This is a genomic window from Amycolatopsis sp. NPDC004378, from assembly GCF_053602455.1.
The window spans coordinates 62,565-81,121 of record NZ_JBSGDR010000024.1; the positions used below are offsets into that span (position 1 = coordinate 62,565).

General features: G+C 73.9%; 20 protein-coding genes. 8 read left to right on the plus strand and 12 right to left on the minus strand.

Annotated features, from left to right (window positions below; all coding sequences use genetic code 11):
- Positions 1 to 16 precede the first annotated feature (16 nt).
- From bluB to cbiE, 5 genes are read right to left on the minus strand one after another with little or no spacing between them, the layout of a single operon-like run.
- Positions 17 to 676, minus strand: coding sequence for a 5,6-dimethylbenzimidazole synthase (bluB, locus tag ACWEN0_RS42085; RefSeq protein ID WP_451986278.1), 660 nt, complete (start codon positions 674 to 676; stop codon positions 17 to 19).
- On the minus strand, positions 673 to 1,392 hold the full coding sequence (locus ACWEN0_RS42090; protein WP_451986280.1) for a cobalt-precorrin-6A reductase: 720 nt from the start codon (positions 1,390 to 1,392) through the stop codon (positions 673 to 675). The genes bluB and ACWEN0_RS42090 overlap by 4 nt, the downstream gene beginning before the upstream one ends.
- Positions 1,389 to 2,405 carry a Gfo/Idh/MocA family protein gene (locus ACWEN0_RS42095; RefSeq protein WP_451986282.1) on the minus strand — a complete coding sequence of 339 codons (1,017 nt, stop codon included), beginning with the start codon at positions 2,403 to 2,405 and terminating at the stop codon, positions 1,389 to 1,391. The genes ACWEN0_RS42090 and ACWEN0_RS42095 overlap by 4 nt, the downstream gene beginning before the upstream one ends.
- Entirely contained in the window at positions 2,402 to 3,163 is a 762-nt protein-coding gene (cobM, locus tag ACWEN0_RS42100; RefSeq protein ID WP_451986284.1) for a precorrin-4 C(11)-methyltransferase, read from the minus strand. The genes ACWEN0_RS42095 and cobM overlap by 4 nt, the downstream gene beginning before the upstream one ends.
- Positions 3,160 to 4,287, minus strand: a complete 1,128-nt coding sequence (cbiE, locus tag ACWEN0_RS42105) for a precorrin-6y C5,15-methyltransferase (decarboxylating) subunit CbiE (RefSeq protein WP_451986334.1) — start codon at positions 4,285 to 4,287, stop codon at positions 3,160 to 3,162. The genes cobM and cbiE overlap by 4 nt, the downstream gene beginning before the upstream one ends.
- A gap of 209 nt (positions 4,288 to 4,496) precedes the next feature.
- Between cbiE and ACWEN0_RS42110 the strand changes: the two genes are divergently transcribed.
- From ACWEN0_RS42110 to ACWEN0_RS42130, 5 genes are all read left to right on the plus strand, one after another.
- A complete protein-coding gene (locus ACWEN0_RS42110) occupies positions 4,497 to 6,449 on the plus strand; it encodes a putative cobaltochelatase (RefSeq protein ID WP_451986286.1) in 1,953 nt (650 codons plus the stop codon).
- Positions 6,449 to 7,063 carry a cob(I)yrinic acid a,c-diamide adenosyltransferase gene (gene cobO / locus ACWEN0_RS42115; RefSeq protein WP_451986288.1) on the plus strand — a complete coding sequence of 205 codons (615 nt, stop codon included), beginning with the start codon at positions 6,449 to 6,451 and terminating at the stop codon, positions 7,061 to 7,063. The genes ACWEN0_RS42110 and cobO overlap by 1 nt, the downstream gene beginning before the upstream one ends.
- Complete coding sequence (locus tag ACWEN0_RS42120; RefSeq protein ID WP_451986290.1) at positions 7,057 to 8,388, plus strand: cobyrinate a,c-diamide synthase; 1,332 nt, start codon at positions 7,057 to 7,059, stop codon at positions 8,386 to 8,388. Before cobO ends, ACWEN0_RS42120 begins: the two co-directional genes overlap by 7 nt.
- Positions 8,381 to 9,397, plus strand: coding sequence for an Rv2231c family pyridoxal phosphate-dependent protein CobC (gene cobC, locus ACWEN0_RS42125; RefSeq protein WP_451986292.1), 1,017 nt, complete (start codon positions 8,381 to 8,383; stop codon positions 9,395 to 9,397). Before ACWEN0_RS42120 ends, cobC begins: the two co-directional genes overlap by 8 nt.
- A 79-nt stretch (positions 9,398 to 9,476) precedes the next feature.
- Positions 9,477 to 9,818 (plus strand): VOC family protein, encoded by a 342-nt coding sequence (locus tag ACWEN0_RS42130; protein WP_451986294.1) that lies wholly within the window; start codon positions 9,477 to 9,479, stop codon positions 9,816 to 9,818.
- Here ACWEN0_RS42130 and ACWEN0_RS42135 read toward each other — a convergent pair.
- From ACWEN0_RS42135 to ACWEN0_RS42150, 4 genes are read right to left on the minus strand one after another with little or no spacing between them, the layout of a single operon-like run.
- The gene (locus tag ACWEN0_RS42135) at positions 9,802 to 10,500 is read right to left on the minus strand and encodes a helix-turn-helix transcriptional regulator (RefSeq protein WP_451986296.1); all 699 of its coding nucleotides are present in this window, start codon (positions 10,498 to 10,500) and stop codon (positions 9,802 to 9,804) included. The genes ACWEN0_RS42130 and ACWEN0_RS42135 overlap by 17 nt on opposite strands.
- A gap of 31 nt (positions 10,501 to 10,531) precedes the next feature.
- The gene (locus ACWEN0_RS42140; protein ID WP_451986298.1) at positions 10,532 to 11,272 is read right to left on the minus strand and encodes an adenosylcobinamide-GDP ribazoletransferase; all 741 of its coding nucleotides are present in this window, start codon (positions 11,270 to 11,272) and stop codon (positions 10,532 to 10,534) included.
- Positions 11,269 to 12,282 (minus strand): nicotinate-nucleotide--dimethylbenzimidazole phosphoribosyltransferase, encoded by a 1,014-nt coding sequence (gene cobT, locus ACWEN0_RS42145; protein ID WP_451986300.1) that lies wholly within the window; start codon positions 12,280 to 12,282, stop codon positions 11,269 to 11,271. Before cobT ends, ACWEN0_RS42140 begins: the two co-directional genes overlap by 4 nt.
- Before the next feature lie 13 nt (positions 12,283 to 12,295).
- On the minus strand, positions 12,296 to 12,898 hold the full coding sequence (locus ACWEN0_RS42150) for a bifunctional adenosylcobinamide kinase/adenosylcobinamide-phosphate guanylyltransferase (protein WP_451986302.1): 603 nt from the start codon (positions 12,896 to 12,898) through the stop codon (positions 12,296 to 12,298).
- Between the two features lie 36 nt (positions 12,899 to 12,934).
- On the opposite strand from ACWEN0_RS42150, the gene ACWEN0_RS42155 reads away from it, so the two are divergent.
- On the plus strand, positions 12,935 to 13,867 hold the full coding sequence (locus ACWEN0_RS42155; RefSeq protein ID WP_451986304.1) for a cobalamin biosynthesis protein: 933 nt from the start codon (positions 12,935 to 12,937) through the stop codon (positions 13,865 to 13,867).
- On the plus strand, positions 13,864 to 15,333 hold the full coding sequence (locus ACWEN0_RS42160; RefSeq protein WP_451986306.1) for a cobyric acid synthase: 1,470 nt from the start codon (positions 13,864 to 13,866) through the stop codon (positions 15,331 to 15,333). Before ACWEN0_RS42155 ends, ACWEN0_RS42160 begins: the two co-directional genes overlap by 4 nt.
- Here the strand turns inward: ACWEN0_RS42160 and ACWEN0_RS42165 are convergent.
- Genes ACWEN0_RS42165 through ACWEN0_RS42175 form a run of 3 tightly spaced genes read right to left on the minus strand, consistent with a single transcriptional unit; the run spans position 15,330 to position 17,008 of the window.
- Complete coding sequence (locus ACWEN0_RS42165; protein ID WP_451986308.1) at positions 15,330 to 15,965, minus strand: septum formation family protein; 636 nt, start codon at positions 15,963 to 15,965, stop codon at positions 15,330 to 15,332. The genes ACWEN0_RS42160 and ACWEN0_RS42165 overlap by 4 nt on opposite strands.
- Before the next feature lie 53 nt (positions 15,966 to 16,018).
- Entirely contained in the window at positions 16,019 to 16,774 is a 756-nt protein-coding gene (locus ACWEN0_RS42170) for a CbtA family protein (protein ID WP_451986310.1), read from the minus strand.
- An 18-nt stretch (positions 16,775 to 16,792) separates the two neighbouring features.
- Complete coding sequence (locus tag ACWEN0_RS42175) at positions 16,793 to 17,008, minus strand: CbtB domain-containing protein (RefSeq protein WP_451986312.1); 216 nt, start codon at positions 17,006 to 17,008, stop codon at positions 16,793 to 16,795.
- Positions 17,009 to 17,202: 194 nt separating this feature from the next.
- Here ACWEN0_RS42175 and ACWEN0_RS42180 point away from each other — a divergent pair, with 194 nt between their 5' ends.
- The gene (locus ACWEN0_RS42180) at positions 17,203 to 18,102 is read left to right on the plus strand and encodes an ROK family protein (RefSeq protein WP_451986336.1); all 900 of its coding nucleotides are present in this window, start codon (positions 17,203 to 17,205) and stop codon (positions 18,100 to 18,102) included.
- The last annotated feature ends 455 nt before the right edge of the window (positions 18,103 to 18,557 follow it).

An 18,557-nucleotide genomic window follows, 5' to 3' on the forward strand; every position in this document is an offset into this window, starting at 1 on the left:
GCGCAACGCTAACGGGTCATACGCCGGCGGCTGACGCAACCCCCGGATCACGCGGGGTGAAGCGGCCGTGGTGTAACGCCGCGGTCAGGGGACGGCGGCTGCGCCAGCCGTGGCGCTCCAGGTCGGGCACGGTCTCGAGCCGGCTCACCGGTCCGACGCACAGCCACGCGACCGGGCGGATGCCGTCGGGGATGGCGAGCAGTTCGCCGAGGAACGCTTCGCGGTAGAAGCTGACCCAGCCGACGCCGAGGCCTTCCGCGGTCGCGGCCAGCCAGAGGTTCTGGATCGCGAGGCACACCGAGTAGAGCCCGGCGTCGGCGATGGCGTGCCGGCCGAGGACGTCGGGCGCGCCGCGCGAAGGGTCGTAGGTGACGACGATGCCGAGGCTCGCTTCGAGGATGCCTTCGATCTTGATGTTCGCGAAGGTGCTTGCGCGGTCTTCGGCGAGCTGCTCGGCGAAGACGTCTCGCTCCTCGTGGACGTGCTTCGCGAAGCTCTCGCGTGTGGCGTGGTCGTCGACCAGGACGAAGTCCCAGGGCTGGGTCAGCCCGACGCTCGGCGCGGCGTGCGCGGCCTCGAGAACGCGCATGAGCGTCGCCTCGGGGATCGGCTCGCCGGTGAACTCGCCGCGGACGTCGCGGCGTTTGCGCAGGACTTCGTAGAACTCTTCGATCATCGGTTCAGGACCCATTCGACGGCTTCGGGCACGGTTTCGGCGGTTTCGGTTTCCGGGCGCGGCGGCCTTCGGATCAGCAGGACGGGCTTGCCGAGCTCGCGGGCCGCGGTCAGCTTCGCGCTGGTCAGGGTGCCGCCGGAGTCCTTGGTGACCAGGACGTCGACGCGCTCGAGCAGCTCGCGCTCGGCAGCGAGGTCGTACGGGCCGCGGTCGAGGATCAGCTCGTGGTGGCGGGGCAGCGGCGGCTCCGGAGGGTCGACGCAGCGGATCAGGAACCACAGGTCATCGAGGTGGGCGAAGGCGGGCAAGCCCTGGCGGCCGCTGGTGAGGAAGACGCGGCTGCCCAGTCCGGGGAGCTTTTTCGCGGCGTCTTCGAGGTGGTCGGCCCAGTGCCAGACGTCCTTTTCGCCCGGCTTCCACCCCGGCCGGGCCAGCCGCAGCAAGGGGATTCCGGTGAGTTCGGCCGCTTTCGCGGCGTTCGCGCCGATTCGCTCGGCGAAGGGGTGCGTCGCGTCGACGACGGCCTTCACGCCGTTCTCGCGCAGCCACGTCGCGAGGCCGTCTGAGCCGCCGAAGCCGCCTACGCGCACTTCGCCGGCTGGGAGCCGAGGCCGAGCGACGCGTCCGGCCAGCGAAGACACAACGCGCACTTCGCGCCTTGTGAGTGCTTCGGCGAGTTCGCGTGCTTCGCCGGTGCCGCCGAGGACGAGGATCACGAAGGACGTCCATAGCCGACGGCCTCGCGCCACCGGTCGAGGGTGCGCATGTTGGCCAGCGTCTCGGCCCAGGTCAGCTCGGGGGCCTGGCGTTCGTCGACGTGCGCGGCGACGTGGTCCGCTTCGCGCGCGAAGACACCCTGGGTCGCTTCGACTTCGATGACTTCCGGCTCGCCGTGGGCCGGCGTCAGGACGATCCGGGAGACACCCGGCTTCCGCAGCGGGTGGATCCACGCGGGCTGCGGCACGTGGAGCTGCCCGCGGGTGCCGAACACGCGGATGCCGTCTTCGCGGGCGAGCCGGATGCCGCACGAGATCGTCGCGAGGATGTCGCCGGGCAGCCGGAGCAGGCCGGTGGCGTACTCGTCGACGCCGTCCGCGGACAGGTGAGCCATCCCGCTGACCTCGGTGGGCTCGACGACGTCCTGCCCGGTCGCGGCCTGGGCGACCAGGCGGGCCAGCGACGTGCAGTAGCAGCCGACGTCGAGGATCCCGCCGCCGCCGAGCGCGCGGTCGCCGAGGCGGGCGGTCTCCTCGGGTTCGTCGTCGAAGGAGAACGTCGTGTCGACCGCGCGGACTTCGCCGATGGCACCGCTCGCGATCAGCTCGGCCAGCCGCCGCGTCTGCGGGTGCAGGCGGTACATGAACGCCTCCATCAGGAAGACGTCGTTCTTGCGCGCGGCGGTGATCACCTCTTCGGCGTCGGCCGCGGTGACCGTCAGCGGTTTCTCGCACAGGACGTGCTTGCCGGCTTCGGCCGCGGCGATCGCCCACTCCTTGTGCAACGCGTGCGGCGTCGAGACGTAGACGGCGTCGACGTCCGGGTCGGCGAGGAGGTCTTCGTAGCGACCGTAGGCCTTCGGGATTTCGAAGCGCGTCGCGAAGTCGCGCGCCCGGTCGGCGTTCCGGGCCGCGACGGCGGTGAGCGTGCCGTGCTTGCTCTCGTCGACCCCCGCGGCGAAGTGGGCGGCGATGGTCCCGGCGGCCAGCAGGCCCCAGCGCAGTTCCGTCACAACGACTCCGGTTGGTCCGCCCGGTCGCGGGCACTCGAATAGAGGAAGCTGTCGGGGAAGTTCGTGGCGGCGAGCACCCGGCCGACGAAGATCGTGGCGGCGCGGGTCATCCCGGCGGCGCGGACCAGCCGGGGCAGCTCGCCGAGCACCCCGCGCACGACGGTCTCCCCGGGCTGCGACGCGAGCGCGACGACGGCGACCGGGCAGTCTTCGCCGTAGTGCGGGACGAGTTCCCCGGCGACGCGCTCGACGTGGTTGATGGCCAGGTGCAGCGCGAGGGTGGCCTGCGTGGCGGCGAAGGCGGCGAGGGTTTCGCTCTCCGGCATCTTGGTGGACCGCGCCTGGACGCGGGTGATCACCAGGCTCTGCCCGATTTCGGGCACCGTGAGCTCCCGTTTCAGCGCGGCGGCCGACGCGGCGAAGGCGGGCACACCGGGCACGACCTCGTAGGGCACGTCCCGGGCGTCCAGCCGTCGCATCTGCTCGGCGACGGCGCTGTAGAGCGACGCGTCACCCGAGCAGAGCCGGACGACGTCGTGTCCGTTTTCGTGTCCCTCGACCAATTTCGCGACGATCTGTTCGAGGCTCAGGTTCGCGGTGTCGACCAGGGTGGTTCCGGGTGGGCAGTAGGCGAGCAGATCGGGTGGCGTCATGCTGCCGGGGTAGAGGCAGACGCCGCAGCGGGCCAGCAGATCCCGGCCGCGGACGGTGATGAGGTCCGCGGCGCCGGGGCCGGCGCCGACGAAGTGCACGGTCATCGGTTGCTCCACTGCGTGACGACCCGGGCCGGCGTCCAGCCGGTGAAGCCGCCCAGCGGGCCCGCGCGCTCGACGCCGATCCGGACCAGCTCGCCGCCGTGCTCCGCGTACGCGCGTGTCAACATCTGTTCCGCCTCCACCGTCACTCCGTGCGCCACCAGCCGCGCGCCCGTGGCCAGGCAGGCGTCCAGCACCCCCGGCACCGTAAGCCCGCCGCCGATGAAGACCGCGTCCGGTGCCGGCAAGGTGCTCAGGGCGTCCGGAGCCTCGCCCGTCACCACCTCCAGCTCCGGGACCCCCAGGTCCAGCGCGTTGCGGCCCACTCGCGAAGCCCGTTCCGGGTCGCGCTCGATCGCGATCGCGCGGTTCAGCCCGTGCAGGCGCGACCACTCGATGCCGACGCTGCCCGCCCCCGCGCCGACGTCCCACAGCAGCTCGCCGGGGCTCGGCGCGAGCCGGGCCAGTGCCGACACCCGCAGGTCGCGCTTGGTCAGCTGGCCGTCGTGGGAGTAGACGTCGTCCGGGATGCCGATCAGCGGCAGCGCCGGACCCGCGCAGCGCAGCGCGAACACCGTCAGCGGGCCGGGTTCGCCGGACCAGCCGTCGGAGATGCGTTCCTCCGGCCCGCCCAGGTTCTCCAGCGCGAACAGCTCTGTTTCGCCGTACCCCCGCACGGTCAGCAGGGAGCGCAACGCCGCCGCGTCGGCACCGAGCACGAGCACCCGCCGCCCCGGCGCCAGCACCCGCGCGACGCGGGCCGACGACCGGCCGACGATCGTCACCACCTCGGTCTCCTCGGCCGACCAGCCCAGCCGGGCCCGGGCCAGCGTCACCGACGAGAGCGCCGGCAGCGCCTCGACTTCGTACCCGTGGGCCACGAGCGTGGTGCCGACCCCCGACAGGAACGGGTCTCCACTGGCCAGGACGCAGATCCGCGCCCCTTCGTGCGACGCGATGAGCGCGTCCAGCCCCGGCAGCAACGGCGACGGCCACGGCTCGCGCTCGACCTCGGCCGGCAGGTACGCGAGCTGCCGCGGCGCGCCGATCACGACGTCGGCGCCGAGCACCAGGGCCTGGGCCTGCTCCGACAGCCCGGACCACCCGTCCGCCCCGATCCCGACCACCGTCAACCGTGCTGCGTTTCCCCGGGGCCGAGCCCCCGGACCCCGCGCCGGGGACGAGCCCCCGGACCCCCCGCCGGCCAGGCGGGCGGTCCCGTCGGGCACCGCGGAATCCGTTGCCGCTCGACGTGATTTTTCGCGCACGATTTCCCACCCTAAGCGAGCCGGGCGCTGTGCGATGATCGGCCGGTCGCCGAGCTGGAGGAGTGCTGTTGAAGCCGTACCCGTTCACCGCCGTCGTCGGGCTGCCGGACCTGCGCCTGGCGCTCGTCCTGTCCTCGATCTCCCCCGCGGTCGGCGGAGTGCTCGTGCGCGGCGAGAAGGGCACGGCGAAGTCGACCATGGTGCGCGCGCTGGCGGGCCTGCTGCCGGGCGTCGACGTCGTGGACGGCTGCCGCTTTTCCTGTGATCCCGCGGCACCCGACCCGGGGTGCCCGGACGGCCCGCACGACCCGGCCCCGAGCCACCGACGGCCGGCGAAGCTGGTCGAACTGCCCGTCGGCGCGGCCGAAGACCGGGTCATCGGCTCGCTGAACCTGGAGCGCGCGCTCGGCGAAGGCGTGACGGACTACCAGCCCGGCCTGCTGGCCGCCGCGCACCGCGGGCTCCTCTACGTCGACGAGGTCAACCTGCTGCACGACCACCTCGTCGACACCCTGCTCGACGCCGCCGCGATGGGCCGCGCGACCGTGGAGCGCGAGGGCGTCTCGGTGTCGCACGCGGCGCGGTTCGTGCTGATCGGCACCATGAACCCCGAAGAGGGCGAGCTGCGGCCGCAGCTGCTGGACCGGTTCGGGCTGACCGTGGAGGTCGCCTCCAGCCGCGACCCGGAGCAGCGCGTCGAGGTCGTCCGGCGCCGCCTCGCCTACGAAGCCGACCCTGACGGTTTCGCCGCGCAGTACGCGGACGAAGACGCCCAGCTCGCCGCGGACATCGAAGCGGCGCAACGGCTTTTGCCCGCCGTCAAGCTCCCTGACGACGCGCTGCGCCAGATCGCCGAGGTCTGCGCGTCGTTCGAGGTCGACGGCATGCGCGCGGACATCGTCACCGCGCGCGCGGCGGTCGCGCACGCCGCCTGGGCCGGCCGTGACGAGGTGACCACCGACGACGTCCGCGTCGCCGCGCGGCTCGCGCTGCCGCACCGGCGTCGCCGGAACCCGTTCGACGCGCCGGGAATCTCGGAAGAGCAGCTGGAACAGGCCCTTCAGGACGCCCAGCCGCCGGAGCCCGGTCCCGAGGACGACGGTCCCGGCTCGGGTTCGGCGCCGGAAGAAGCGCCGCAAGAGGTGCCGCAGGGGGACGCGCCGCAGGGCGAGCCCCAGCCGAAGCAGAGCGGCGGGCAGCAGAAGACGGTCGGCGCCGGGGAAACGTTCAAGGCGAAGGTGTTCCGGGTCAGGGGCATGGGCGAGGGCGAACGCGGCCGCCGGTCGCGCGCGATCACCGACAGCGGGCGCACCATCGGTGTCCAGCCGCCGAGCGTCCGCGACGGCCGCCCGCACCTGGTCGCCACGATGAAGGCCGCCGCGCCGCACCAGAAGGTCCGCGGCCGGGACGGCGCCGGGCTGAAGCTTCGGCCGCAGGACCTGCGGTTCGCACTGCGAGAAGGCCGCGAAGGCAACCTGGTCCTGTTCTGCGTCGACGCCTCGGGCTCGATGGGTGCGAAGGCACGGATGCGCGAGGTCAAGTCCGCGGTGCTGTCGCTGCTGCTCGACGCCTACCAGCGCCGCGACAAGGTCGGGCTCGTCACGTTCCGCGGCAACGCGGCCGAACTCGCGCTGCCGCCGACGATCAGCGTCGACGCGGCCGCGTCCCGCCTCGAAGGCCTGCCGACCGGCGGCCGGACGCCCCTCGCGGAGGGCCTGCTGGAAGCCGCGCGGGTGCTGCGTGTCGAGGAGATCCGCGACCCGCGGCGCCGTCCGCTGCTGGTCGTCGTCACCGACGGGCGCGCCACCAGCGGGTCCGACGCCGTCGCGCGCGCCCAGGCCGCGGCCGGGCTCCTCGCCGGCGTCACGACGATCGTGATGGACTGCGAGAGCGGCAAGATGCGGCTCGGCCTGGCCGCCGACCTGGCCGCCCACCTCGGCGCGGAGCACGTGCCGCTGGGCGACGTCGCCGCCGAATCCCTCGCCGGCGCCGTCCGCGCCCGGACCGGAAAGGCCGCCTGATGCCGCAGGGCAAACCCGACGTCGTGCCCGCCGACGGCCTGACCACGCGCCAGCGCCGCAACCGGCCGCTGCTCGCCGTGCACACCGGCGAGATGAAGGGCAAGTCGACGGCCGCGTTCGGGATGGCGTTGCGCGCCTGGAACCAGGGCTGGTCGATCGGCGTGTTCCAGTTCGTCAAGTCGGCCAAGTGGCGCGTCGGCGAGGAAGCCGCGTTCCGCGCGCTGGGCAAGCTGCACGAGGACACCGGCCAGGGCGGGCCGGTCGAGTGGCACAAGATGGGCGAAGGCTGGAGCTGGGCGCGCAAGTCCGGCACCGAAGAGGACCACGCGGCGAACGCGCGCGAGGGCTGGGCGGAGATCAAGCGCCGGCTCGCCGCCGAGACGCACGACTTCTACGTCCTCGACGAGTTTTCCTACCTGCTCAAGTGGGGCTGGCTCGAGGTCGACGACGTCGTGTCCGCGTTGGTCTCCCGGCCCGGGCACCAGCACGTCGTCATCACCGGCCGGTACGCGCCGCCGGAGCTGGTCGAGGCCGCCGACCTCGTCGCCGAGATGACCAAGGTCAAGCACCCGATGGACGCCGGCCAGAAGGGCCAGCGGGGGATCGAGTGGTAGCGCGGGTGGTCGTCGCCGCGCCCGGCTCCGGGCACGGCAAGACCACCGTCGCCGCCGGGCTGATGGCGGCGTTGCGCGCGGCCGGGCACCGGGTGTCCGGGCACAAGGTGGGCCCCGACTTCATCGACCCGGGCTACCACGCCCTCGCGACCGGGCGTCCCGCGCGGAACCTGGACCCGTTCCTGCAGGGCGAGGAGCAGCTGATCCCGTTGCTGCGACACGGTTCCCGGGACGCCGACATCGCCGTCATCGAGGGCGTGATGGGCCTGTTCGACGGCGCGCTGGGCACCGAGGGCTACGCCTCGACCGCGCACGTCGCCCGGCTCCTGGACGCGCCGGTGGTGCTCGTCGTCGACGCTTCGGCGGCCTCGCGCAGCGTCGCGGCCACCGTGCTCGGGTTCGCCTCCTACGACACGCGGGTGCGGCTGGCCGGGGTCATCCTCAACAAGCTGGGCTCGCAGCGGCACCTCGACGAGATCGCGTCCGCGCTCGAGGCGACCGGGGTCCCGCTGCTGGGTGCGTTGTACCGCAACGAAGAGATCCACGCGCCGAGCCGTCACCTCGGGCTCGTCCCGGCGGCGGAACGGGCTTCGGAGGCGCAGCACGTGCTGCCCGCTTTGGCCGCCTGGGTGCGGGAAGGTGTCGACCTCGAAGCGGTCGTCCGGATCGCGTCCGCGGCACCCCCGCTGTCCGCGCCGCCGTGGACACCGTCCGGTGTGGACGGTCCGCGCGTGACGGTCGCGGCCGCGGGCGGCCCGGCGTTCACCTTCCGCTACACCGAGAACGTCGAGCTGCTGGCCGCCTGCGGTGTCGACGTCGTGGATGTCGACCCGTTGCGGGATCAGGCGTTGCCCGAAGGGTGTGCCGGGCTGTACTTCGGCGGCGGGTTCCCCGAAGTGCACGCGGCGGAGCTGTCGGCGAACACGGCGTTGCGCGCTGACGTCGCTTCCGCGATCGAACGCGGCATGCCGGTGAGCGCGGAATGCGCGGGCCTGCTGTACCTGTGCCAGTCGCTGGACGGCCTGCCGATGGTCGGCGCGGTGCCGGCGGACGCGAAGATGACCGCGCGCGGCAAGCTCGGCTACCGGCGCGCGGTCGCCGTCGAGGACAACCTGCTGGCCACGGCCGGACAGCGTGTCACCGGGCACGAGTTCCACCGCACCGAGGTCACGCCGTCGCACGGCGCGTCGGCGGCCTGGGGCTGGGACCGGCAGCTGGACGGCTTCGCCTCGCCGACGCTGCACGCCTCCTACCTGCACGTCCACTGGGCCGGCCATCCCGAGCTGGCCCGGCGGTTCGCCGCCCGGGTGCGGGCGTATGCCTGACTACGACCTGCACCACCACGGCGACCGCGAGGTCGGGCCGGGGCTGGTCGACCTCGCGGTGAACGTCCGGCTGCCGCGGCCGCCGGCCTGGCTGCGCGACGAGCTGGCGTCCGCTTTGGACACTCTCGCCGCGTACCCGTCGGCGGCCGACGCGACGCGGGCCGTGGCCGAGCGGCACGGGCGCGCGCCGGAAGAAGTGCTGGTCACGGCGGGTGCGGCCGAAGCGTTCACGCTGCTCGCGTCGGCGTTGCGGCCGAAGCGCGCGGTCGTCGTGCACCCGCAGTTCACCGAGCCGGAGGCCGCGCTGCGGGCGGCCGGGCACGCCGTTTCGCGGGTGATCCTGGCCGAGGCGGACGGGTTCGTGCTGGATCCGGCGCTCGTCCCGGACGACGCCGACCTGGTGTTCGTCGGCAACCCGACGAACCCGACGTCGGTTCTCCACCCGGCCGCGGCCCTTCGGTCGTTGGCGCGCCCCGGCCGGACGCTGGTGGTCGACGAGGCGTTCCTGGACGCCGTCCCCGGCGAGAGCGAAAGCCTGGCGTCCGGTGTCCCCGGTGTGGTCGTGCTGCGGAGCTTGACGAAGACCTGGGGCCTGGCCGGGCTGCGGGCGGGCTATGTGCTCGCTTCACCCGACGTCATCGAGCGGCTTCGGGCGGTCCAGGTGCCGTGGTCGGTGTCCACTTTGGCCGGGGTGGCGACGGTGGCGTGCTGCCGCCCGTCCGCGGTGGAGGAAGCGGAAAAGCTGGCGATCGCGGCCGAAGCGGACCGCGAGTACCTCGTCTCCGGCCTCGCGGATGTGGGCGTGCCGGTGCTGGGTGACCCGCGCGGCCCCTTCGTGCTGGTCCGGGTGCCGGACGGCGCGTCGGTGCGCGCACGGCTGCGCGAGGCGGGCTACGCGGTCCGTCGCGGGGACACCTTCCCCGGGCTCGGCCCGGACCACCTTCGGCTGGCGGTCCGGGACCGCGCGGTGACCGACGCGTTCCTGGCCGTGCTGCGGAAACTCTTGTAAACACCGACAGGGGGCTGTCGCGACGGCCGTCGAGAGTGGTGTTCGCCGCCGGGAAACGCCCGGTGGTGAAAGGAAACCCATGTCCTCCTTCAACGACGTCGCCTGGTTCGAGATCGGCGCCGAAGACCCCGCGGCCGCCGAGCGGTTCTACGGCGACGTCTTCGGCTGGAAGGTCGCCCAGGACGCGTCGCCGTACCGGATCGTCGACACCGGCGGCTCGCGCGGCGGGCTGTTCGCGACGACCGAGAACTACGCGATCTTCACCGTGCTGGTCGAAGACGTCGACGAGACCTGCCGGCGCGTCGAAGCGGCGGGCGGCCGGGTCCGGAGCGGCCCCGTCGAGAACCCCGGCGGCGTGAAGTTCGCGCACCTGCTCGACCCGGCGGGCAACCACTTCAACGTGTTCACCCCGTCAAGCTGAGCCGTTCGACGACGCCGGACGGGATGTCGAGGTCCTCGCGCCGCAGCGGGCGGTGCGGGGCCACCTCGGCGGTGACCGCGACCGAGGTGATCCGGTCGGTGCGGAAGACCCGCAGCTCTTCGCGCAGCCGGCACCAGGCCACGAGGTACCAGTGCTCCGGTTTGCCGACGTAACCCAGTGGCTCGACGTCCCGCCGCGTCACGGTGCCTTCGCGGTCGCCGTAGCCGATGCGCAGGACGCGGCGGGAGGCGAGCGCGTCGGCGAGCACGCGGGGGATCGGGTGCGCGGGCGGCGTGGCCACGAGGTGGACGCGGCCGGCGAGCTCGTGGGCCGCCGCGGCGTCGCTCTCGCGCATGGCCGCGACGAGCTTGCGCAGCGCCGAGCCCGCTTCGGCGCGGAACGGCGTGCCTTCGAGGCGTTTCAGCGCGATGGCCATCGCGACGGCCTCGCCCGGGGTGAGGTTGACCGGCGGCAGCGTGCGCGTCTTGTCGAGGCAGTAGCCGCCGGTCCGGCCGGGCTCGGCGTAGATCGGCGTGCCCGACTGCTGCAGGGCGCTGATGTCCCGTTCGACGGTGCGGGCGCTGACTTCGAACCGGCCCGCGAGCCAGCGCGCGCTGCGCGGGCGGGGCGCGACGGCGCGAAGCTCTTCGACGAGGGCGTACAGCCGGTCGGTCCGGTTCACGCGATCACTGTAGGAGCGGGGTACGACAGTTTTACGCGAGCGAAAGCAGCGCGGCCGCCACGGCGACCTCGACGCCGGCGCCGAGGACGTCCCCGGTGACCCCGCCCAGGCGTTTCGTGCAGCGGAAGAGCAGCGCGGCGGCGACGGCGTAGGCGATCGCGACGGCCAGGGGACCGCGCCACCACGGCAGGCCGGGCAGCAGCGTCGCGAGCCCGGCGGCGGCGAGGCCCACGGCGAGGGCGGCGGTGCGGGGGACCGAGCCCGCGACCGTCGCGCCGAGCCCTTCCGGCCGCGCGGACGGCACGCCGCGCGCGCACGACATCGAGAGGGTGCACCGCCCGATGAGCACGCCCGCGGCCGCCGTGACCGGCCCGGCCCCGGCGAGCGCGCCGACCTGGACGAGCAGGACGATGACGAGCGTCGCGACCCCGGTCGGCCCGGAGTCGCCCTTGCGCATGACGTCGAGGGCCTTGGCACGGTCGTAGGAGGCGCCGAGGCCGTCGGCGGTGTCGCTGAGCCCGTCGAGGTGCAGCCCGCGGCTGCCGAGCGCGACCGCGCCCAGCGCCACCGCCGCCGTGGCGAGGGCCGGGAGGCGCAGGGCGGTCCCGGCGGCCACGACGAGCCCGGCGGCGACGGCGAGGGGGAGCGCGGCGAGCGGGGCGAGCAGCATGGCGCCGCCGGCGACCCGCCGGTCGATGACGCGCGGCGCCGGGACCGGCACCGTCGTCAGGGTCCCGGCGGCCAGCCGCGCCGCGTCGCCCCAGCGGCTCACGCGAGGTCGGCCAGCAGGCCCATGTCGGCCAGGATCGCGCGGGCCGCCCGCACCGCCGGAACCGCCTGCACCGCACCGCTTCCCTCGCCGAGCCGCAGCCCGAAGTCCAGGATCGGCTCGAGCCCGAGCGCCTTCAACGCGAACGCCTGCGACGGCTCCGTCGACCGGTGCCCGGCCAGCCACCACTGCTCCGCGCCCGGCGCGATGTCCCGGGCGACCAGGGCCGCCGCGCCCGAGAACACGCCGTCCAGCAGCACGGGGATGCGGTGGAGCGCCGCTTCGACGAGGAAGCCCGCCGTCGCCGCCACACAGGCGCTGCCCAACGCCGTCAGCCGGGCGAACGGGTCGTCGACCCGGCCGGAAGCCCGCGACAACGCCGCCTCGACCGCCGCCGTCTTGCGCTCCAGGCCCGCAGCGTCCACGCCGGTGCCCGTCCCGACGACCTCCGCGGCCGGCAGGCCCAGGGACGCCGCCACCAGCGCCGCGCACACCGCCGTGTTGCCGATGCCCATGTCGCCCGGGATGAGCAGGTCCGCGTCCGCTTCCTCGCGGGCGATCGCGCGCCCCGCCTCGAACGCCGCCTCCGCTTCACCCGGCGAAAGCGCGTCCTCGACGTCGATCGAGCCCGAGCCGCGGCGGATCTTGTGCGCGGTGACCTCGGGCGGGACGTCCGTGCCGTCCCAGTCGACGCCGAGGTCGGCCACCCGGACCTTCGCGCCGACCTGCTCGGCCAGCACGTTCACGCCGCTCTTGCCGGCCAGGAACACGCGGACCATCGCGGCCGTCACCTCGCGCGGGTACGCCGAGAGCGCCGACACACCGTGGTCGCCCGCGAAGACCACCACACGGACGTCGTCGAGCGGCCGGGGCGGCACGCTCCCGTGCGCCGCGGCCAGCCAGGCGGCGATCTCCTCCAGCTTGCCGAGCGCGCCGAGCGGCTTGACCAAGCCGTCGAGCCGCTCCTGCGCGGCGGCGCGGGCGGTGGGGTCGGGCACGGGTACGTCGAACACGGGCGCCTCCTGGCTACAGGTCGAGCGCCCGGCCCGCGACGACCAGCACGACCCGGTCGGCGTCGGCGGACACCCGGTTGTTGAGTGCGCCCAGCACATCACGGAACAGCCGTCCGGACGACGTTGCGGGCACCACACCGCTGCCGACCTCGTTGCTGACCGCGACCACCGGCACCCGCGCCGCGGCCCACGCGGCCAGGAAGTCCTCGAGCCGGTCGTCGAGGCGCAGCTCCCAGCCCGGCTTCTGCTGCCACGCGCCGACGTCGTCGAGCACCCGGGAAAGCCAGGTGCCGAGGCAGTCGATCAGCAGCGGTTCGGTGGCGCCGCGCAGGGTGCCCGCCAGATCGGTCGTCTCGACGGTCTTCCAGTGCGCCGGCCGCCGGGCCTGGTGGGCGGCGACGCGCGCGGCCCACTCGGGGTCGTCGTCGCTCGCGGGCAGGCCCGGCGCGACGTAGACGAGGTGCGCGTGGCCCGCGACGAGCCGTTCGGCGTGCCGCGACTTGCCCGAGCGGACGCCGCCGAGGACGAGCACCTTCCCTTCGTCGCGTCCGTACCGGCGTAGTGCTTTTGCCAGGTTCTCGAGGTACCCGGCGAGCCGGAGCGTCAGCTTGGTCATACCGGGCATTGTGGTGCACGCGCTACCGTGCGCCACGTGCCACTCCGTCTAGGGACAACCGCGGCCGGACTCGTGACCGGATATGTCGCCGACACCCTGTTCGGCGACCCTCGACGGGGGCACCCGGTGGCCCTGTTCGGTTCGGCGGCCGCGCGCCTCGAACGTCGTGTCTGGGCGGATTCCAAGCCGCGAGGAGTCGCGTACGCGGGGTTGTGCGCTTCGGTCCCCGTAGGGCTCGGAGTCGTGCTTCAGACCGTCTCGCGGCGAAGCCCCTTCGCGCGCTTCGTGCTCGTCGCCGCTTCTACGTGGGTAGTACTCGGCGGACGCGGGCTCGCCGCCGAAGGCGCCGAAATGGCCAGACTGCTCGAAGCGGGCGAAGTCGCTTCGGCGCGTACCCGCCTCTCGCACCTCTGCGCGCGCGACGCCACGACGCTCGACACAGCCGAGCTGACCCGCGCAGCGACCGAGTCGATCGCCGAGAACACCTCGGACGCCGTGGTCGCGCCGTTGTTCTGGGGCGCGGTCGCGGGCATCCCCGGACTGCTGGGCTACCGCGCGCTCAACACCCTGGACGCCATGGTCGGCTACCGCTCCCCGCGCCACCGGAACTTCGGCTGGGCCGCCGCGCGCGCCGACGACGTCGCCAACCTGGTGCCGTCTCGCGTCGGAGCGGCGCTCACGGCTTTGTGCGCGCCGGCCGCCGGCGGTCGCGCGCGGAGTGCGTGGCGGATCTGGCGCCGGGACGGCGGCCGGCACCCGAGCCCCAACGCCGGGCAGGTCGAAGCCGCGTTCGCCGGGGCACTGGAGATCCGGCTCGGCGGCACGAACAGCTACGGCGGCGAGGTCGAGAGCCGCGCCCGGCTCGGCGTGGGCCGGGACCCCGAGCCCGTCGACCTGCGCCGCGCCGTGCGGCTGTCCCGGCTGGTGGGCGTGGCGGCGGTCGTGGCCGCGGCGGGGGTGGCCCGGTGAGCGGCCTCCTCGTCGCCGGCACGACGTCCGACGCCGGGAAGAGCCTCGTCACCGCCGGGGTCTGCCGGTGGCTCGCCCGCCGCGGGGTGCGCGTCGCGCCGTTCAAGTCGCAGAACATGTCCAACAACTCGATGGTCTGCGGCGACGGTGCCGAGATCGGCCGCGCGCAGTGGCTGCAGGCCCGCGCGGCGCGGGCCGAGCCCGAGGCCGCCATGAACCCCGTGCTGCTCAAGCCCGGCAGCGACCGGCGCAGTCACGTCGTCGCGCTCGGGAAGCCGTTCGGGACCCTCGAAGCCGGCGAGTACGCCACCGGCCGCGCGGGCCTCGCCGAGATCGCCTTCGGCGCGTTCGAAGACCTCAGGTCGCGCTACGACGTCGTCGTCTGCGAAGGCGCCGGCAGCCCCGCCGAGATCAACCTGCGCGGCGGTGACTACGTCAACATGGGACTCGCGCGGCGGTTCGGGATGCCGGTGCTCGTGGTCGGCGACATCGACCGCGGCGGCGTGCTCGCCGCCATGTTCGGCACCCTCGCGCTGCTCTCGGCCGAAGACCAGGCGCTGGTCGCGGGCTGGGTGGTCAACAAGTTCCGCGGCGACGTCGGCCTGCTGCGGCCCGGCCTCGACAGCCTCGAGAAGGTCACCGGGCGGCCGGTGCTGGGCGTGCTCCCGTGGCTCGACCGCGTGTGGCTCGACTCCGAAGACGCGCTCGCCGCGGCGGGCTGGCGCCGCGAGACCCAGGGCGGCGGGCTCCACGTCGCCGTGCTCCGGTTCCCGCGCGCGTCCAACGCCACCGACGTCGACGCCCTCGCCGCCGAGCCCGGCGTCACGGTGACGCTGACCGCCGACCCGGACACGGTCGCCGCGGCGGACGTCGTGGTGCTGCCGGGGTCGCGCGCCACGGTGAGCGACCTGGCCTGGTTGCGGGACCGCGGCCTCGACACGGCGCTGGCGGCGCGGGCCGGGAAGCCGGTCCTCGGCATCTGCGGCGGCTACCAGATGCTGGCCGAATCCATCGTGGACGACGTCGAGTCCGGCGCTGGTGAGGTGCCGGGCCTCGGGTTGCTGCCCGCGCGGGTGACGTTCGCCGCGGAGAAGGTGCTCGCCCGGCCTTCGGGTTCGTGGCGGGGACACCCGGTGCACGCCTACGAAATCCACCACGGCACGGTGACGGCCACCGGAGAGTCCTTTTTGGACGGAGTTCGCCGGGGTGCGGTCTGGGGAACGATGTGGCACGGCGCGTTCGAGAACGACGCCTTCCGCCGCGCCTGGCTCACCGAGGCGGCGGCCCAGGCCGGAAAGCGGTGGACCCCGGCGCCGGACGCGCCGCGGTTCGGAGACCTCCGCGAGCGGATGCTGGACAAGCTGGCCGACGCCGTCGAAGAGCACCTCGACACCGCGGCGCTGCTGACCCTGCTGGAGCAGGGCGCGCCGGCCGACCTGCCGTTCGTGCCACCCGGCGCGCCCTAGCGGGGCACGAACGCGGTGAGCTTGCCGCCCTGCCGGCGGAAGGTGCAGGTCGCCTCCCGGCTCCCGGCCGACCAGGACGACTCGGTCGGGATGTGCGCGAGGAACTCGAGTCCGGGCGGCGGGGTGCCGTTGGCGAACGTCGCCGCGCTCGCGAGCCGGCACAGCGGATCCGCCAGCTCGCGCAAGGGAGTGGGTCCCGGGTAGGTCTCGTAGCCACCGCTGACGTCGACCCGGTCGGCGATCTGCTCGTCGTGCGGCGCGTCGCAGGGCATCCGGATGACCTGCTCGTAGTCCGCGTCGGAGTCCAGGCACTCGCCGATCGCCATGCCCTGGATGTAGTCCGGCGCGGCCGTCGCCCGGGACGCTTTCGAGCTCACCGTCAGGCCGGCGCCCACCCCCAGCCAAAGCAGGCTGAGCACGAGCCCGGTGATCGCGAGCCCGCGCCCCGGGCGCCCGCTGTCACCGGTCCGGATCAGTGCGCGGATGCCGAACCCGATGCTGAACGGGACCAGCCCGACCAGTCCGCAGACGAACGCCGTGATCGCGAACCCGTCGGTCCCGGGGGACTCGACGGGTCCGCGAACCGTCGTCTGGCTGTGGTTGGACAGCGTCGAGCGCGTGTCGTCGAACAAGGGTCCCCCTCCGGAATCCCCCGACCCGGCGGGGGAAGCCTAGAGGACCGGGATCACGATCCGGCGGCGACGGCCTTCTTGCCCAGTGCCTTTTCGGCGAAGGCCCCGAAGGACAGGCCGAGCGCGAGCCACAGCGTCACCTGGGTGCCGATGGACGCCGTGCGGAAGCTCCACAGCGTCGAGGCCGGGAACTCCGCCGGGACCTCGTCGACCACCGGCATCAGCCAGGCCACCACGCCGACCACGACGAGGTAGCCCGCCGCGGCCAGCAGGAAGCCGTTCCACGCGCCGAAGCGGTCGGCCAGCTTGCGGCCGAACACCGTCGCCAGGATGCCCGCCAGCAGCGACACCGCCACGAACCCGAAGTACAGCTCGGTGCGCGAGCCGATCGTGCCCGGCTGGCCCACCGCGGGCGGGTTGGCCGGGTACTTCAGGAACGGGACGAGGAACACCACGGCGAACGCGCCGCCGGTGAGCAGCAGCGCTGTCACGCGCGGGCGTAGCGCCCCGAGCCTGCCCTGGGCGAAGGCGAACGCGAGCGAGAGCAGCCCGCCGATCGCGACGCCGTAGACGAGGACGCCGGTGAGCAGCCCGACGGTGCTCTGGATGTCCCGCGGGACGAGCTCGGGCGCTTCCTCCGCGGGGGCCGGGGTGGCACCGGCATCGTGGGAATGGGAGTGGCCGCCGGACTCCTCGAGCCCGATGGCGGTGTTCACGGACGGCTCACCGAAGGCGTAGGCGAACCCGAACGCGAGCACGCCGGCGATCAGGCCCGCGAGCATGCCGCGGACCAGCAGGGTCTTCATCATGGGAGTGCGTGCCGCCGATCAGTGGCAGGGGAACGCCAGCAGGTGCCTGCCGTCGTGCACGAACTCGTGGACGTACATGTTCGCGAAGATCGACGTCGCGCCCTGTTCGGCGCTGACGAAGTAGAGCGCGATCAGGGCGAGGAGCACCACGAACACCGCCCACGGGACGATCTCGCGGATCGGGATCCGGACCGGGATCGGGAGCGGAACGGCGGGAGCTGCCGTCTGCGACATGAGCGTGGCCTCCTCGGGCTTTCGCGGCCTCATCGGGGTCGGTTACGACGGTCCGGGTCTGGCTTCCCCCTGGTGGGGGTCACAGTGGCGCGACCGCGCGGACTTGCACCGCGTTCCGGATTCCGTCGTCTGGCCGGTTGAGCGTAGGTCCGCCGTTCGGGGCCCGTCAATGTGACAATGCCGCGGTGACTCGAATGGTGGCCGCTCTCGATGTGGGCGGGACGACGATCAAGGCGGCGTTGCTCGACGAGCAACTGCAGCCCAAGGCGGCGCTGCGCGCGGAGACGGCGCGCAGCGCGGACGGCACGGCCCTGGCCGCGCAGGTCGCGGACATCGTGGCTTCGCTGGCGGAGCAGGCGGGCACCGGGAAGCCGGCCGCGGTCGGCGTGGTGGTGCCCGGGATCGTGGACGAGGAGACGCGCGTCTGCCACTTCTCGGCCAACCTCGACTGGCGCGAGGTGCCTTTCGGCGAGCTGCTGGAGGCGCGGGTGGGGCTGCCGGTGGCGTTCGGGCACGACGTCACCGCGGGCGGCATCGCCGAGTTCCGCGTCGGCGCCGGCCAGGGCGCGACGAACGCGGCGTTCATCCCGGTCGGTACCGGGATAGCGGCGGCGCTGCTGCTGGACGGCCGCATCCACCGGGCGCACGGCCAGGCGGGCGAGGTCGGCCACATCGACGTGGGGCACTCGGGCAAGTGCGGCTGCGGCGCAACGGGCTGCCTGGAGGCAATTTCGTCAGCGGCGGCGATCGCCCGCCGCTACACGGAGCGAACAGGCCGGGCGGCGGACGGCGCCCGCGAGGTGGTCAACCTGGCCCGCCACGGCGACGAGGTGGCGGTGGCCGTGGTCCAGGACGCCTTGGACGGCCTGGGCCACGGCATCCGCACGCTGCTGACGTTGCTGGGCCCGGAGGTGATCGTGCTGGGCGGCGGCTTGTTCACGGCGGCCGACTACGTGCTGGAGCCGGTGCGGGAGTGGCTGGCCGCGCACCTGACGTTCCAGCGGATGCCGGAGCTGCGGATCGCCAAGCTGGGCGACGAGGCCGGTCGGCTGGGGGCGGGCTTGCTGGCTTTGGACCGGCTCGCGGAGCTGTGACGGGACCGGGCCGGGGCTGGTGGCTCGGCCCGGTGGACTGTGGGAGCGCCGGGGCTGGTTGCCGTGGACCGGCCCGGCCTCGTTCGGCAGGGCTGTCGCAGGTGGTTCGGGGCCGGGTTGGCGGCTGGCCGGCTCTGGTCGGTGGGCTGGCGCGCTGCGGCAACGCCGGCGGCGAGGCTGGGTGGCTCGGGGTCGGGGCGCTGGCCGGGCCCGTGGTTCGAGCCAGGGCGGCAACGGAAGCGCCAGCGGCGAGGCTGGGTGGCTCGGCGCAGGCTTGGCGGCCGGCCGGGATCTGGTCGGTGGTCTGGGGCGGCTGTGGCAACGCCGGCGGTGAGGCTGGGTGGCTCGGGTCGGGGTGCTGGCCGGGCCCGTGGTTCGAGCCAGGGCGGCAACGGAAGCGCCAGCGGCGAGGCTGGGTGGCTCGGCGCAGGCTTGGCGGCCGGCCGGGATCTGTA